This is a genomic window from Rudaea sp. 3F27F6 (assembly GCF_005503555.1).
GTDB lineage: Bacteria > Pseudomonadota > Gammaproteobacteria > Xanthomonadales > Rhodanobacteraceae > Rudaea.
Window position 1 is genome coordinate 888,757 of record NZ_SCNG01000002.1, and the last position, 16,170, is coordinate 904,926.

Genomic DNA, 16,170 nt, shown 5'->3' on the forward strand with positions numbered 1-16,170 from the left:
TCTTAAGAAAAATCTTCCGAGAAATACTTGATCGCGCTGACCACCGGATCCGGCGTCAGACCCCCGAGCGCGCACAACGATCCGTAGCGCATCGTGCTGCACAGATCGTCGAGCAGCGCGAGGTTCTTTTCCCGATCGACATTCGCCCGAATGCGATCGATCACCTCGACGCCGCGCGTCGAGCCGATCCGGCACGGCGTGCACTTGCCGCAGGACTCAACCGCGCAGAACTCCATCGCGTAGCGCGCCTGCTCCAGCATGTCGACCGTGTCGTCGAAAGCAACGATGCCGCCGTGGCCGAGCATCGCGCCGATCGCGGCGAAGGCTTCGTAGTCGACGACCGTGTCGAACTGCGATTCCGGCAGATACGCTCCGAGCGGGCCGCCGACCTGTACCGCGCGGATCAGCCGGCCCGAATACGAACCGCCGCCGTAGTCGTACAACAATTCGCGCAGGGTCACGCCGAATGCTTTTTCGACCAGGCCCGTGCGCTTGAGGTTCCCGGCAAGCTGGATCGGCAAGGTGCCGCGCGAGCGGCCGACGCCGTAGTCTCGATAGAACTCTGCGCCGCGGTCGAGAATGGCAGGCACCGAGGCGAACGAGATCACGTTGTTGATCACCGTCGGCTTGCCGAACAGACCCTTGAGTGCCGGCAGCGGCGGCTTGTAGCGCACCTGGCCGCGCTTGCCTTCGAGGCTGTCGAGCAAGGACGTTTCCTCGCCGCAGATGTAGGCGCCCGCGCCGAGGCGCACTTCGAGATCGAAGCGCTTGCCGCTGCCGAGAATGTCGGCGCCGAGGTAGCCAGCCGCGTAGGCGTTCTCGATCGCCGCGGCCAGCGCGCGATGCGCGTGCGGATATTCGCTGCGCAGATAGATATAGCCCTGGCTCGCGCCGACGGCAATGCCCGCGATCGTCATGCCTTCGATCAGGCAGAACGGATCGCCTTCCATCAGCATGCGGTCGGAGAACGTGCCGGAGTCGCCTTCGTCGGCATTGCAGACGATGAAAGACCGGGATTGGGGATTTGGGATTTGGGATTCGGAAGAGCCTGCGGCATCGAGCGCCGCGCGCGCGGCGCTCGATGCGTCCAGAACGGTCTTCCATTTGATGCCGGTCGGAAACGCCGCGCCGCCGCGGCCGCGCAGGCCGGAATCGGTGACGATCTTGACGATGTCGGCGCCGCTCAGCGCGAGCGCATTTTTCAGACCGCGGTAGCCACCGTGGGCCAGATAGTCCTCGACGCTGAGAGGATCGGTGATACCGACGCGCGCGAAACACAATCGCTGCTGTTGCTTGAACCAGGCGAGGTCTTCGACCGCGCCGAGACGCAGCGCATGCGCACCGCCGTACAGAAAATCCGCATCGAACAAGCTCGTGACATCGGCCGCTTTGACCGGCGCGTAGGCGATGCGCCCCTTCGGTGTCGCCACTTCGATCAACGGTTCCAGCCAGAACATTCCGCGCGAGCCATTGCGCACGAGATCGATCTCGATGCCGCGGCTGCGCGCCGTTTCCGCGATCGCCTGCGCGACGCGATCCGCGCCAAGCGCCAGCGCAGCGGCGTCGCGCGGCAGGTAAATCTTGATTGGCGAAGTCGACGCATTCATGCGCTCGCACTCCTCGCGTCGCCGACGAGTTCGTCGAACGCCTCCGGTGTCACGCGTGCGTACAACTCGACAGTTGCGTGTGCTTCCCCGCTCACCGCTCCACGCGCACTGCTCTCCACGAGCACCGACGGTCCGCAGCCGCAGTTGCCGAGGCAGTAGACCGGCTCCAGGGTGATCGCACCGTCGCTCGTCGTTTCGTGAAAATCGATGCCGAGACTCTGCTTTGCATGTGCTTCGAGCGCGCGCGCGCCGAGCGCCTGGCAGGCCTCCGCACGGCAGATGCGCACGATGCGGCGTCCCGGCGGCGACGCGCGGAAATGATGATAGAACGTGACTACACCATGCACTTCGGCACGCGTGACGTTCAGCTCGTGCGCGATCAGCGCGAGCGATTCGGGCGGCACGTAGCCGAGCGCGTCCTGCACGCCGTGCAGGATCGGCAACAACGCGCCGGGCTTTTCGCGCTGCGCATCAATCGCCTGCATCACCGCCTGCCGCATCGGCGCGGGCAACGGCGGCAATTTGTACGCCTTACTTTCAACCACCACATTGATTTTCGCTGGCTTCATTTCGCTGGCTTCTCAGTCTTACCTGCGCGCTCGTCCATGAACGCGGCAATCAACTGGCAGCCGTCCCTGGCTGCACTTTTCGATGGAACTACGGCACGGTCAGAACAGCGCCGCCACCTTCTGCAAGGTGATCCACACGCCCCACGCGACCGGGATGCCGATCGCGATCCAGGCGGCATAGACCAAGCCGATCGGTGTCACCGCAGCCGCGCCGCCGAGCAGCGGACCGGCCGCATTCGCGACGGCGACGTCGTGAGCGCGCTTGCGCTCCGCGGCGAGCTCGGCCTCGCTCATGAACCACTTCGGCGCAACCGGCTGCACGAGTGCGTTGCAGATCAGCCCGACGACGAGCAAGCCCGCGAGCACGTACATGGTCGTATCGTATACCTGGCTGCGCGCAAGCCCCGCGGCAAGCTGTGCATCGCGAAAATACGTGATCAGCCAGGGCCCGATCACGCCGGCCACCGACCATGCGGTCAGCAGGCGCCCGTGGATCGCGCCGACCATTTGCGTGCCGAACATATCGGCGAGATAGGCCGGCACGGTGGCGAAGCCGCCGCCGTACATGGTCAGGATCACGCAGAACGCGGCGACGAACAGCGCGATCTGGCCACTATGGCCGAGACTCGGCACCGCGGCATAGAGCAGTATGCCGAGAACGAAGAACACGAAGTAAGTGCTCTTGCGGCCGAGATAGTCCGAGACCGAAGCCCAGAAAAACCGGCCGGCGATATTGAACAAACTGAGCAAGCCGGTGAAGCCGGCGGCGATCGCTGCGATCGCGCCCTTCTGCGCGGCATCGAGATCGTTGAAGCCGAGCGCAACGCCGACGAGTTTGCCGCCGAACACCTCCTGTAGCATCGGCGAGGCCATCGCGAGCACGCCGATGCCCGCGCTGACATTGAGGCAGAGCACGCCCCAGATGCACCAGAACTGCGGCGTCTTCCACGCCTGGTCGAGATGTACCTGGCCGCGCGTGATCATGCCCTTGCCCGCGTCGGCCGCCGGCGCGGTCCAACCGGGCGGCGTCCAGCCCGCAGCCGGGATGCGGTAGCCGAACACGCCGATCAGCATGACGACGAAGTAGATCGCGCCCATCGCGACGAAGGTTTCCCAGACCCCGACCGAAGTCGGCGTGGCGAAGGCTTTCATCAGCTTGTCCGCAAGCGGTGCGCCGATCATCGCGCCGCCGCCGAAACCCATGATCGCCATGCCGGTGGCCATGCCGCGCCGATCGGGGAACCACTTGATCAGCGTGGACACCGGCGAAATGTAGCCGAGCCCGAGGCCGATGCCGCCGATCACGCCCGTGCCGAGCCAGATCAGCCAGAGTTGATGGACATAGATGCCGAGCGCGCCGAGGAGGAATCCGCCGGCCCAGCAACAGGCCGAGACGAAGGCCGCCTTGCGCGGACCGACGCGTTCGAGCCAGCCGCCCCAGACCGCCGCGGCGAGGCCGAGGACGACGATGAACAGAGTGAAGGTGAAGGTCAGCGCCGAAACCGACCAGTCGCAATCGGCGACGAACAATTCGGCGAACCATCCGGTTCCAGCCGCACAGGCGACCGGCTTGGATATGCCGATCGCTTTCGACAACGGCAGCCAGAACACGGAAAACCCATAGGCCATGCCGATGCACAGGTGGATGCACAGCGCGGCAGGCGGCACCAGCCAGCGGTTGTAGCCCGCGCCGGCGACGGTGCGCTCTTTGTCGAGCAGGCCGGGCGTGCCGGGTGGAATGACGTCGGTCGTGCTTGCCATGTTGCCCTCCCCCTTTTTTTGCCGCGTTTGCGGCGGGTTCGTTCGGGCGAGGCCCGGCCGCCTCGCTCTTATGTCTGCACCATAGCGGAGCGCCGCATGACAAAATATGCTTTCGAGTACATATTTGTCGCAGCATGTTCAAGGTTTCGATCAACCCCCAATGGCAAGTGCAGGCACCGAGCGGCGAGCCTGCGCTGCCGCGCTTGATCGAACTGCTGGTCGGCGTGCACGAAACCGGCAGCCTTGCGCGTGCCTGTGCGCGCTCGCAGCTCTCCTATCGTTATGCCTGGGGCGTGCTGCGCGCCGGCGAGAAGACGCTCGGCGCGACGCTGATCGAAACCACGCGCGGCTCGGGTGCGCGCCTGACCGCACTCGGCGAAAAGCTGGTCTGGGCCGACAAGCGCATTGCCGCGCGCCTGTCGCCGCTGCTCGATTCCCTGTGCTCGGAAATCGAAGTCGAGTTCGAGCACGCTTTCGAGCCCGGCGAACGCATTCTGCGCATCCACGCAACTCATGGCTTCGCCGTCGAAACCTTGCACCGCTTCCTCGGCCAGCGCCAGATCGCCGCCGATCTCAAGTACCGCAGCAGCCTCGACGTGCTCGCCTCGCTCGCGCGCGACAACTGCGACCTCGCCGGGCTGCATCTGCCGATCGGCGAATTCGAGGCGCCGATGCTGAAACTGTGGCCGCCATCGCTGCGCCGCGGCGGCTTCGTCGTCATCGACCTGGTCACGCGCCGGCAGGGCATCATGGTCGCTCGCGGCAATCCGAAGAAAATCCGCAGCGTGCGCGATCTCGCGCGCCGCGGCGTGCGCTTCGTCAATCGCCAGCACGACTCGGCGACGCGCGCGCTGTTCGACCTGCTGCTCGCCGCCGAAAACATCGACGGCGGCACGATCGACGGCTACGACAACGTCGAGTTCACCCACGCCGCCATCGCCGCCTACGTGGCGAGCGGCATGGCCGACGCGGGTTTCGGCCTGGAAACGCCCGCGCAGCGTTTCGGCCTCGACTACCTGCCGATCCTCTACGAGCGCTATTTCTTCCTCTGCCCGCACGCCGTCTACGAAAGCCAGGCGGTGGACCGCGTGCTCGCGATCCTGCGCAGCCACGAATTCCACAAGATCGCCAACACCCTGCCCGGCTACAACGCCGAGCATTGCGGCCGCACCCTCGACCTGCTCGAGGCGTTTCCCGCGCTGCACGGCTGAGCGCCGCGCGGCGCCGTCGCTACGACGGCCTCGCCGTCTCGCGCCAACGGTTCGGTGTCGTGCCTTCCCAGTGATGGAAGGCACGCGTGAACGAATTGATTTCCTCGAAGCCGAGAAAGAACGCGATCTCGCCGGGCTCCAGATCGGTCGAGGTCAGCAAATGCCGCGCGGTCTGCTGGCGCACGAGGTCAAGCTGCTCCTGATAGCTCGTGCCCTCGTCGGCGAGACGCCGCTGCAAAGTGCGCGGGCTCAGGTGCAACTGCTTGGCCACCGCCTCCACACTGGGCCGCTCGCCGCGCATGCCACGGCCGAGGATCGCGCCGACCTGCTCGGTCAGCGAGGCCGCCCTTGCATAGTCGCGCAGGGCCGCTTCGAGGCCGGGCAACAACAGATCGACAAGGTCCTCGTTGGAAGTGAGGAACGGCTCGTCCATCGTCGCCAGGTCCCAGACGATCAGATCGCGCTCCATGCCGAAATGCACAGCACAGCCGAAGTAGCGCGAGTACATCTCGACAAGGTCCTGCGTCGGCCGCTGGCGGATGAACTCGACACGGCGTGGCGCGGCCGTCACGTCGCCGGTCGCGCGGCGCACGAGGCTCAGCGCGGAAGCGAACATCGCGTCGGTCAGCGTCGCCGGCGCGTGATTCTCCGAGGCGGTCCAGCGGTAATGCGCGATGGCTTCGACCGCGGTGTATTCGACGGTGATCTCTTCCGGGCAGACGAGACGCTTGTAGCGCGCGATTTTCTCCATCGCCGCACGGAAATTCGCCGAATAGAGCGCGACCAGAAGAATCACTTCCGCGTGCTCCACCTTCGTGTGCTCGCCCATGCGCAGGCCGAGCGTCGGGTCGTCGCTGACCTCGCCGATCGCCTGCCACAAGGCGAAGAACTGGCGCGTGCTGAAACGCGGCCGCGCACTGCGATAGAGCACCGGCGAGAGGCCCGCGAGCTGGAGCACGCGGGCCTCGTCGATACCCAGTTCGCGCATGCGCAGGCGCGATATCTTGGAAAGCGGAATCAGATCGGCACCCATGACACCAACCTACGCCGCCTGCGGCCGCACGGGCAGTTTCGTCACGCGCGCGGTCGGCCGCGTGCGCGGACCGATACCTTCCGCATCGATACCGATCTTGCGCAGCAGTTGCGCGGTCACGTGCCTGGACACGCGATCGAACACCTGCTCCGGCTCGACCACGTCGATCTCGACTCCGCAGGCCACGGACTCTTCGGCCAGCGCCTCGAAATAAGCCCGCAGCGCACTGCGCGTGGCGCGGCGCCCTGCAGCGCCCTCCGCGCGACCGGCGTCGCGTTCCATGATCTGCACGACGCGCCCCGCACCCTGTTCCTGCAAGATCGGCAACACCGCATGCATCACCCCGGCGACGGCGAAGAAATCCGCCTCAAAACGCGCGCGCAATTCGGTATCGTTCATTTCCTCGACCGCCGTCGAGTGAGTGCTGGAGGCGGTGTTGACGACGACGTCGAGCCGGCCGAACGCGGTCAACGCCGTGTCGAGCGCGGCATACACGGTCGCTTCGTCCGCCGCGTCGAACTCGACCGCGCGGACGCGGGCCCCGTAGCGCGCGACCAGCGCGTCGAGCCAGCCGTGTTCGCAACTGCCGGCAACGACCTGCCCACCCGCCTGCAATGCGGCATCGGCCAACGCGCGACCGGCGCCGTGGGCTGCCTCGGTAATCAACCAGACCTGTGACATGTGAATTCCTCTAGGCAATCGGCGCAATGCCGCCAGGCCACTATAGGAGTCCGATGCCGCCAACAAAAATCCGATCGCGCCAAGTCGTCATCGGATTGCGCCACGCTCTTGGCATTTTCGCCCGAGCGCACACTTGCGAGCTTGCGCCGCTGGTCAAGAAGGACGCGGCGGCCCGTGAGCAGCCGCGTATCGCTTCGATCAAAGCAGCCCGAAGCGCCGGATCATCCAGGTCTTCACGACCTGGGTGAGGCACATATAGGTAACCAGGATCGCGGCGAGTATCGGCCACCAAAGCCCCGGCAGCGGCGAGAAGCCGAACCAGGCGCCGATGGGCAGCGCGGTGAGCAGGATGCCGACGATGCAGATGACGATGCCGGCGACGGTCAGCGGCAGGCTCGCCCAGCTTTGCAGGAACGGAATCTTGCCGGTGCGGATCACGTGCACGATCAGGGTCTGCGAGAGCAGCGACTCGATGAACCAGCCGGTCTGGAACAGACCGGCGTGCGCCGTCGTATTCGCGCCGATCACGAACCAGAGCACGGCAAAGGTGATGTAGTCGAAGATCGACGAGATCGGACCGATGCCGACCATGAAGCGCGCAATGCCCTTCAGATCCCACTGGCGCGGCTTGGCGAGATATTCCTGATCGACCTCGTCGGACGCGACCGCAGTCTGCGAGAAGTCGTAGAGCAGATTGTTGAGCAGAATCTGCACCGGCAGCATCGGCAGGAACGGCAGCAGCACCGAAGCGCCGATCATCGAGAACATGTTGCCGAAGTTCGACGACGCGGTCATCTTGATGTACTTGAGGATGTTGCCGAACACCTTGCGGCCTTCGAGCACGCCTTCCTCGAGCACGAGCAGGCTCTTTTCGAGCAGGATGATGTCGGCCGATTCCTTGGCGATGTCGACCGCCGTATCGACCGAGATGCCGACATCGGCCGCACGTAGTGCCGGGCCGTCGTTGATGCCGTCGCCCATGAAGCCGACGACGTGGCCGTCGCGATGCAGCGCCTCGACCACGCGCACCTTCTGCTGCGGGTTGAGGCGCGCGAACACCGGCGTGTCGCGCGTGGCGAGCATCAGTTCCTCGTCGCTCATCGCCTCGATCTTCGGCCCGGTCAGCCACTTGTCGACCTGGATGCCGACCTGGCGGCAGACGTTGCGCGTAACCGTGTCGTTGTCGCCGGTGAGGATCTTCACCGCAACGCCGTTCGCGTTGAGCGCCTGGATCGCGTCGGCCGCGGAATCCTTCGGCGGATCGAGGAAGGCGACGAAGCCCATCATTGTCAGGTCTTTTTCGTCGTCGCGCGAATAGGCCGGCTTGACTTCGATCTCGCGCACGCCGAGCGCGAGCGCGCGGAAGCCGTCCTCGTTCATCTCGTGGGCGACGGCCTTCACCTCGGCGAGATGCTGCGGCGTCATCGGCTTGTAGTCGTCCTCGAAAGCGAGGCTCGAACAGACGGCCAGGGTCTCGGCGACCGCGCCCTTGGAGATGATGTAGTGTTTGCCGGCCTTGTTCTTGACGATCACCGACATGCGCCGGCGCGTGAAATCGAACGGCACTTCGTCGACGAGCGTGTATTCGGCATGCAGGTGCTGCACCGTATCCGCATCGTTGACCGCGTCGAGCACGGCGACGTCGAGCAGGTTGCGCAGGCCGGTCTGGTGGTAGCTGTTGAGCCATGCATATTCGAGCACGCGCTCGTTCTCGTCGCCGTAAATGTCCGTGTGGCGTTCGAGGATGACTTTGTCCTGGGTCAGCGTGCCGGTCTTGTCGGTGCAGAGCACGTCGATCGCACCGAAGTTCTGAATCGCGTTGAGGCGCTTCACGATGACGTCCTTCTTCGCCATCTTGAGCGCGCCCTTGGCGAGATTGATCGCGACGATCATCGGTAGCATTTCCGGGGTCAGGCCGACCGCCACCGCCACCGCAAACATGAAGGCCTCGAACCAGTTGCCCTTGGTGACCCCGTTGATCAGGAACACGATCGGCACCATCACCGCCATGAAGCGGATCATGAGCCAGGCGAAGCGGCTGACGCCCTTGTCGAAACTGGTCTGCACACGCTGGCCGACGAGCGAACCCGCAAGCGCGCCGAAATAGGTGTTTGCGCCGGTCGCCGCGATCACCGCGGTGGCGCTGCCCGACACGATGTTCGAACCCATGAAGCACAGCGACTTCGCTTCGAGCGCGATCTTCGCGTCGGCGTCGGCCGCAGCGAATTTCTCCACCGGCATCGATTCGCCGGTCAGCGCGGACTGGTTGACGAACAAGTCCTTCGCGCTGATCAGGCGCAGGTCGGCCGGCACCATGTCGCCGGCGGCGAGAAAGACGAGATCGCCCGGCACGAGCGAATCGAGCGGCACTTCGACTTTCTTGACCACGCGCACCGGCGGCGCATCCTCGTCGGTGCCCGGCGCGGGCTCTTCGACTTCGCGCTTGACCGTCGCGGTGTTGCTGACCATCTTGCGCAACTGCTCGACGGCATTGCTCGAACGCGCCTCCTGGAAGTGCGCGACGAACACGGCCATGACCACCATCGCGAACATGATGACCGCGCCGATCTTGTCGCTCGTCTCCTCACCGGTGAACCAGGTGACGAGCGCGAGCACGGTCAGCAGGATATTGATCGGATTGGTAATGAAGCGCTCGCCGATTTCGAGCAGGAAAGGCTTTTTCTTTTCCTGCGCGACCGTGTTCGGCCCGTATTGCTCGAAGCGTTCGGCGACCTGCTCCGGACTGAGCGCCTGCCCGCCCGGATTGAGCTTGCTCAGGGCGTCGTCGGGGTTGAGGCGCGCGAGCGCAGTGAGTTCCGCCGCGATGCGCGCGGCCGCTTCGTTCTTGGCGCCATTGCGGCCGTTGCCGCCGATCAGCATCGCCGCGATCGAGAATTTCAGCATGAGAGGCTTCCCGTCATGAAAATCGCACAAAACCAAGCAGATTGCCCGGACTTTGTGACAGCTCGGCGACGGGAGCGCCCGCGAGGGCGTGATGGTGTCGGCGCACTATCCTCTACGGGACGGCGCGCCGCAAAGGCGAACTATCCGCGTGGAAAAGTCGGGTTGGCTGCAGTTGAAGATCTACTGCAAGGGTCCACGGACGGACGTCCTCGATAGAAAGGTGCGCGCAAAGTAGTCGCGGCGCCGCAGCTTGTCAACCGCCACGGAACTCTCGTACATGGCATCGAGATCATCCCCCGTCACCGGGCGGAGGAAACGAAGGCCCGAACCACGCAGAATGCGAAAGAAGAACAAAATTCGTTACACCTCGGAAACCTCTCGCAAAGGCCAACCCACGATTCCGGCGTGCGCCGCGACGGCAGGAAAAATCCGGGGCTGCAAGAGATGTTCTGCGTTTTCTTTTCCCCGTGTTCTGCGTGGTTCAATCGTTTTGCTCCGCCTCCATCGCCGACAAAGCGGACGAACGAAGATCGCCCCACTATTGCGAGAACGCCCTACCAGCCGCTGATGTTGACGGGCTGCCCGGAGCGGCCCTGCGCGCCCGGCGCGAGATCGACATTCAACTGGCGCATACGAATGCGGTTTTGGGTCAAGGCGTCGGCTATTTCACCTTCGAGTCCCGCATCGCCCAGACGCAGCCTTTGCACGGCATCGAGCACTTCGGCGCGCCAGGTGCCTGGCAGCACGGACTTCGCCGCGGGGAAATTGCCTTTCATGCTCGTTTTCACATCGCTGACGATGATTTCCATGAGGCCCGTTCCGGCCTGACGCGCCGCGGTGATGAAATCGACGCCGGCGACGTTCGCACCGGCCGGCGCCTGCAGACCGATTTCGCCCTGGTCGAAACGTGCCTCGTGATAGGCGAGGCTTTCGCCCTTGTTCGCATTGGTCGAGGTGGCATGAGAGGCCGGCACGCGCGAGCGGCCCATGACCTGGAAACGCTCGCCGGAGAACGGGTCCACATGGTACTGCCCGGCCCATGCGTCGGCGCCGGCGGATTCCAAGCCTTTGGCCCAGGAGCGCGGCGGCGCAACGGTGCCGGGCTTGCCCGCCTTCGGCTGCCACAACGTTGCGTACATGCACAGCCGGCGCGATATGCGGTAACCGTTCGCATACGGCGTCGGCGGCTTGCCGACGACCGGTGTCTGCAGATCGCCCGCCAGCGCGATCAGAAACTGCCTCGCGATATCGGTCTTGTCGATGCCGAGCAGGGTCTGCGCGCGCACGAAATCACCGCGCCCGAACGCGCCGGCCGCCGCCACGAGATTCTCGTAGCCCACCGCGCAGCCGCGCGTGCCGTCGCGCACACCCGCAAGGAACGGATCGGGCTCGCCTTGCGTCTGCCGATTCTGCGCCTGCGCCGGCGCTTCCCACGGCCACGGAGTCGATGGCGTTTTGGAAAAGCAGCGGCACCCCGACGGCGCGCCGCGCAAGGTCGGGTTCGCGCAAAAGTTGTAGCCGCCGGCCACGCCGTTCGTGGTCGAGTAGCCTCCCGGGAAACACGCCGCAGTGGCGGCCGAGCCTGCGCCGGTCCTGAGCCACTTGCCGGGGTCGCCCTGCCCGGGCGACGGCGTTCCACGTCCGTTTTGCGCGGGTCCGGGAGCAGTACCGCCGGGCCCTGGAGAAGTCTCCGCGTAGCCCGACAACGGCGGGCGTCCGCCCGGATTTTGCGTGCCGGTCGGGCATGACCAATTGCGCGGATGGCCGCCGCCGGGCAAGGTCGGCGGCGGACAGTTCGGATTGCCGACGACGCCCTGTGTACCGGTCGGGCACGACCAGTTGCGCGGATGGTCGCCGCCGAGCAGGGTCGGCGGTGGGCAATTCGGATTGCCGACGACGCCCTGGGTACCCGTGCTGCCGCTCGAAAAAATTTCGGTGGGCGGCGAGTTTCCCTGCTGATTCTGCTGCGTGTTGGAAACGCGCCCTTGCAGCGGCTGCCCGGACTGACTGCGGGCCAGACCCGCGTACAGGCAGAAACCGATCAACAGTAGCGATGCAATCGTCCTCATGCGGAACCTCCACTGCGTGACAGGATTCCGGGACCGGCTTTTTCGCTTATCCGATCCGTTGATAAAAGCGGCAGAGCAAAGAACTGAACCGCGGAGAACACAGAGAAGAACGAGAATTCGTTCGACGAGGTTTTCTTTTCCTTGCGTTCTCCGCAATCTGGGCTTTTGCGTCCTTGCTCGTGCCATCGAGCAAATAGGCTTGCTTGCGGACAAAAATGACGCTGAAAAACGCCGTTCAGACGATCAAGGAACCGGCTCTCCGGCCATCTTGTGCGCAATCCCGTCGAAGAAATCTGGCGGCAGTTCGGCACGCACCGGCACGCACCAGAAATCCGCGCAGGCAAACGCCGCGCACTTGACCGCATCCTTCTGCGTCATCAGCACGGGCAGATCATCGCCGAAATCCAGATCGCGCGCGACGAAAACATGATGATCGGCGAACGCATGCTCGACCACGTCAACGCCCGCCGCACGCAGCGTCGCGAAAAACCGCGCCGGGTTGCCGATGCCGGCGACGGCATGCACGCGGCGCCCGGAGAAGTCGCGCAAGGCCCGGCTCACGGCGGGATCGCTCACGCCCACCGCGGCTTCGCCGACGAGCTGCATCTGCACTTCGCCCGGCCGCGCCTGCGCGCCGTTGCAGACACGGAAATCGACCGTCGCCAACCGCGACAGCGGCTCGCGCAGCGGACCCGCCGGCAGCAGCAGTCCGTTGCCGAAGCGGCGTTCGCCGTCGATGACACAAATTTCCACATTGCGGAAAAGTGGATAATGCTGCAATCCGTCGTCGGCGACGATCACATCGCAGTCGCGATGCGCGAGCAGCAAGCGCCCGGCGGCGACGCGATCGCGGCCGACTGCGACAGGCACGTCGGCCGCGTTGTGGATCAGCAGCGGCTCGTCGCCGACCCGCGCCGCGTCGGCGGACGCATCGAGCAGTTGCGGCGTGCCGGTGTCGGCGCCGTAGCCGCGGCTGATCACGCCCGGCTTGAGCCCGCGCACGCGCAAAGCCTCGACAAGGGCGATCACGAGCGGCGTCTTGCCGGTGCCGCCGACGGTGACGTTGCCGACGACGATCACCGGCACGGGCAAACGTTGCGGCTTTTTCCATCCGAGCGAATACGGCAAGCGATGCAGTGCGCGCAAGCCACGATAGACCGGGACGAGTAGGCGCAACCACAGCGGCGGCGGCACGCCGTCGTACCAGATTGTCGGGAGTCGGTGAAGGAGACTCATTAGCCGGCTCCTCTTCCCGCCATCATTCCCGCGAAAGCGGGGCTACGAAGGCAACGGGCGGGCGCAAACATTCGCGCTGCGAACGGCTCACGACGCAGTTCCCTGCACCGTTGCCGCAGCCGGTTCGTGGAACTGCAGACGATGCAACGCAGCGTACTTGCCATGGCACGCGATCAGCTCCGCATGCGTGCCGCGTTCGACGACGCGGCCGCCTTCGAGCACGGCGATCTGGTCGGCATGCTCGATGGTCGAGAGGCGATGTGCGATAACGAGCACAGTGCGCTGTTTCATCAATCGATTGAGCGCGTCCTGGATCAGGCGTTCGGACTCCGTGTCGAGCGCGCTCGTCGCCTCGTCGAGGATCAAGATCGGCGCGTTCTTGAGAATCGCGCGCGCAATCGCGATGCGCTGGCGCTGGCCGCCCGACAACTGCGCGCCGTCTTCGCCGACCGGCGAGTCGAGCCCTTGCGGCAGCCGCTCGATGAACTCCATCGCATTCGCTGCGCGCGCGGCGGCCTCGATCGCCTCGCGCGAAGCGCCGCCGAGCGCGCCGTAGGCGATATTGCGCGCGATCGTGTCGTTGAACAGGACGACGTTCTGCCCGACCCAGGCAATCTGCGCGCGCAGATCGACGAGGCGGTAGTCGCCGAGCGGTTCGCCGTCGAGGCGGATTTCGCCGGCGGTCGGCTCGTAAAACCGCGGCACGAGGCCGACCAGGCTCGACTTGCCGCTGCCCGAGCGCCCGACCAGGGCGGTGACCGTACCGGGCGCGCAGTGCAGATCGACGCCGTCGAGTGCATCGGCATGCTGGCCCGCGTAGCGAAACGAAACGCCGCGGAAATCGATCTCGCCGCGGCTGTGCTGCAGACTGCGCGTGCCCTCGTCGCACTCGCCCGGCGTGTCGATCAGGCGGAACAGGTCCTGCGCGGCGACGATGCCGCGATTCATGTTCGACTGCACCGTGGTGAGGTTCTTCAGCGAGGTGAGCATCACCATCATCGAGGTGATAACCGACATGAATTCGCCGGCGCTCGTGTGGTTGATGATGCCGGGCCGCGTGGCGACGAAAATCACCACGGCGATCGAACAGGCCGCGATGATCTGCACAGCCGCGGTCGCCATCGCGTTGGTCGACGACACTTTCAAATTGAGGCGCCGGTTTTCCTCGGTGACCGCGGCAAAACGCTGCCGTTCGGCTTCCTGCCCGCCAAAGATTTTGACCTCGCGCTGGCCGTTGACGACTTCGTGGATCGTGCCGGTGACCTCGCCCATCGACTGCTGGATGCGCGGACCGATGCGCCGGTAGCGCCGGCCGACCGTGCGCACGATCAACGCGATCAACGGCGCGAGAACGAACAGCGCGCCGGTGAGGCGGGCGCTCTGGTAGAACATGACGACGGTGTAGCCGACTACGTTGAGCGAATGCAGGACCACGGTCTTGAGCGAATCGGTGCACGCGCCGGAAACCTGCTCGACGGTGAAGGTCAGGCGCGACACCATCTGCCCCGACGTCTCCGAGCCGAAATACGACGAAGGCAACTGCAAATAGCGGCCGAACACCTCGTTGCGCATCCGGTGCACCACGCTGCGTGCCACCCTTGCCATGCCGTAGTCGGAGAGATAGCCGCCGATGCCGCGCGTGACGAACAGGATGATGACGATGAACGGCATCCAGAACGTCCAGAACGGATCGTGATCGGTGAAGATCGCGTCGATGATCTCTTTGATGAAATACAGGAACGCGGAGCCGCAGGCGGCATCGAGCGCCATGCCGAGCAGGGCGAATCCGACGGTGCCGCGCAACGGCCACAGATAGCCGAGCAGGCGCCGGTAGGTCGCCACGAAACCCGTATTGTCTGGTTCGCTCATGCCGTGCGCTCAGCGTGGCTTGTTTGCGTCTTTCGCACGTGTAGTCGCGATCGAAAGATGAGTGAAGCCGAGCTGGCCGAGTGCGTCCATCGCAGTGACGACGGCCTGGTGCGGCGTCGCCGCGTCGGCGCGCAGCACGACCTGACGTTCGCGGTTATCGCCGGCGATGCGCGCGATCGCTTCCTTGAGCGTGTCCAGCGCGGGATTGAGCACTTCGTTGTTGTCGACGAAGTAGTGCCCGTTCGCGTCGACCATCACGGTCAGCGATTCGCGCTGCGCTTCGGTAGTCGTCTCCGACGCTTCGGGCAGGGTCACTTTCATCGCCGAGTGCTGGACGAAGGTCGTCGTCATGACGAAGAACATCAGCAGGGTCAGCATGACGTCGATCAGCGAGATCACGTTGATCTCGAAGTCGTCCTGCCGTCCGGAACTGAGCCGCATCTCAGACGGTTTCCTGTTCCGCGGCCGATTCTCTGCGCGGGCGCGGTGCGCGCGTGGGAACGGCTTCCGCGTGCGCGGAGAGCTCGTCCATCAGCACGATCACGTCCTTTTCCATGTCGACGACGAGATCGGTAACGCGACCGCGGAAATAGCGATGGAAGAAATACGCCGGGATCGCCACGCACAGGCCGGCTGCCGTGCAAACCAGTGCCTCGCCGATGCCGCCGGCCATCTTGAGCGGATCGCCTACGCCGGACACCATCACCGCGAAGAACATGCGGATCAGGCCGAACACCGTGCCGAGCAGGCCGAGCAGCGGCGAGATCAATGCGATCGTGCCAAGTGTGTTGAGAAAGCGTTCGAGCCGGTGCACGACGTGGCGCCCAGTGTCCTCGACGCGCTCTTTCATGATCTCGCGCGAACGCATGCGCACGCTGAGCGCCGCCGCGAGGACTTCGCCGAGCGGCGAATTCTGGCGCAGGGTTTCCACGTGCTGCGGATCGAGCTGCCGATTGCGCGCCCACTCGCGCACTTGCGCGGTCAGGCCCGGCGGGATCACGGCGGAGCGGCGCAAAGTCCAGAAGCGTTCGAGGATGATCGCGATCGCAATCGCCGAACAGATCAGGATGGGCAGCATCGCCCAGCCGCCGGCCATCAAAATTTCCAGCACGCCAATGCCTCTCTAGTTCCCGCGCTCGCCGCGAATCATACCAGCGAATAACTCCGGCTTTGCGCGTTTGGTGACGGCTTCGACCTATTCCGCCGTCTGCGGGTTCCCAAGCCGCAGCG

Annotated in this window: 12 protein-coding genes; 1 reads left to right on the forward strand and 11 read right to left on the reverse strand. The window is 65.0% G+C overall.

The features are described from left to right. Positions 1–2: 2 nt before the first annotated feature. The 3 genes from FFS30_RS11680 to FFS30_RS11690 form a co-directional block, all read right to left on the reverse strand. Positions 3–1,607 carry a formate dehydrogenase beta subunit gene (locus FFS30_RS11680; protein WP_137913302.1) on the reverse strand — a complete coding sequence of 535 codons (1,605 nt, stop codon included), beginning with the start codon at positions 1,605–1,607 and terminating at the stop codon, positions 3–5. After that, positions 1,604–2,176, reverse strand: coding sequence for a formate dehydrogenase subunit gamma (locus FFS30_RS11685; protein WP_137913303.1), 573 nt, complete (start codon positions 2,174–2,176; stop codon positions 1,604–1,606). The genes FFS30_RS11680 and FFS30_RS11685 overlap by 4 nt, the downstream gene beginning before the upstream one ends. 99 nt (positions 2,177–2,275) lie before the next feature. Continuing rightward, positions 2,276–3,937: an OFA family MFS transporter gene (locus tag FFS30_RS11690; protein WP_137913304.1), complete on the reverse strand. Its 1,662-nt coding sequence runs from the start codon at positions 3,935–3,937 to the stop codon at positions 2,276–2,278. A 134-nt stretch (positions 3,938–4,071) separates the two neighbouring features. Here FFS30_RS11690 and FFS30_RS11695 point away from each other — a divergent pair, with 134 nt between their 5' ends. Continuing rightward, entirely contained in the window at positions 4,072–5,148 is a 1,077-nt protein-coding gene (locus FFS30_RS11695; RefSeq protein ID WP_137913305.1) for a substrate-binding domain-containing protein, read from the forward strand. Between the two features lie 19 nt (positions 5,149–5,167). On the opposite strand, the gene FFS30_RS11700 is transcribed toward FFS30_RS11695, so the two are convergent. The 8 genes from FFS30_RS11700 to FFS30_RS11735 form a co-directional block, all read right to left on the reverse strand. Next, positions 5,168–6,181, reverse strand: a complete 1,014-nt coding sequence (locus FFS30_RS11700) for an AraC family transcriptional regulator (protein WP_137913306.1) — start codon at positions 6,179–6,181, stop codon at positions 5,168–5,170. Between the two features lie 9 nt (positions 6,182–6,190). Then, on the reverse strand, positions 6,191–6,862 hold the full coding sequence (locus tag FFS30_RS11705) for an SDR family NAD(P)-dependent oxidoreductase (protein WP_137913307.1): 672 nt from the start codon (positions 6,860–6,862) through the stop codon (positions 6,191–6,193). Positions 6,863–7,060: 198 nt separating this feature from the next. Then, complete coding sequence (gene mgtA / locus FFS30_RS11710) at positions 7,061–9,766, reverse strand: magnesium-translocating P-type ATPase (protein ID WP_137913308.1); 2,706 nt, start codon at positions 9,764–9,766, stop codon at positions 7,061–7,063. Positions 9,767–10,320: 554 nt separating this feature from the next. After that, on the reverse strand, positions 10,321–11,835 hold the full coding sequence (locus FFS30_RS11715; protein ID WP_137913309.1) for a hypothetical protein: 1,515 nt from the start codon (positions 11,833–11,835) through the stop codon (positions 10,321–10,323). Between the two features lie 243 nt (positions 11,836–12,078). Then, positions 12,079–13,071 (reverse strand): tetraacyldisaccharide 4'-kinase, encoded by a 993-nt coding sequence (gene lpxK, locus FFS30_RS11720; protein WP_137913310.1) that lies wholly within the window; start codon positions 13,069–13,071, stop codon positions 12,079–12,081. An 87-nt stretch (positions 13,072–13,158) separates the two neighbouring features. Further along, positions 13,159–14,940, reverse strand: coding sequence for a lipid A export permease/ATP-binding protein MsbA (msbA, locus tag FFS30_RS11725; RefSeq protein ID WP_137913311.1), 1,782 nt, complete (start codon positions 14,938–14,940; stop codon positions 13,159–13,161). A 9-nt stretch (positions 14,941–14,949) separates the two neighbouring features. Beyond that, positions 14,950–15,381 carry a biopolymer transporter ExbD gene (locus tag FFS30_RS11730; protein WP_137913312.1) on the reverse strand — a complete coding sequence of 144 codons (432 nt, stop codon included), beginning with the start codon at positions 15,379–15,381 and terminating at the stop codon, positions 14,950–14,952. A 1-nt stretch (position 15,382) separates the two neighbouring features. Then, positions 15,383–16,036 carry a MotA/TolQ/ExbB proton channel family protein gene (locus FFS30_RS11735; RefSeq protein WP_137913567.1) on the reverse strand — a complete coding sequence of 218 codons (654 nt, stop codon included), beginning with the start codon at positions 16,034–16,036 and terminating at the stop codon, positions 15,383–15,385. Positions 16,037–16,170 lie beyond the last annotated feature (134 nt).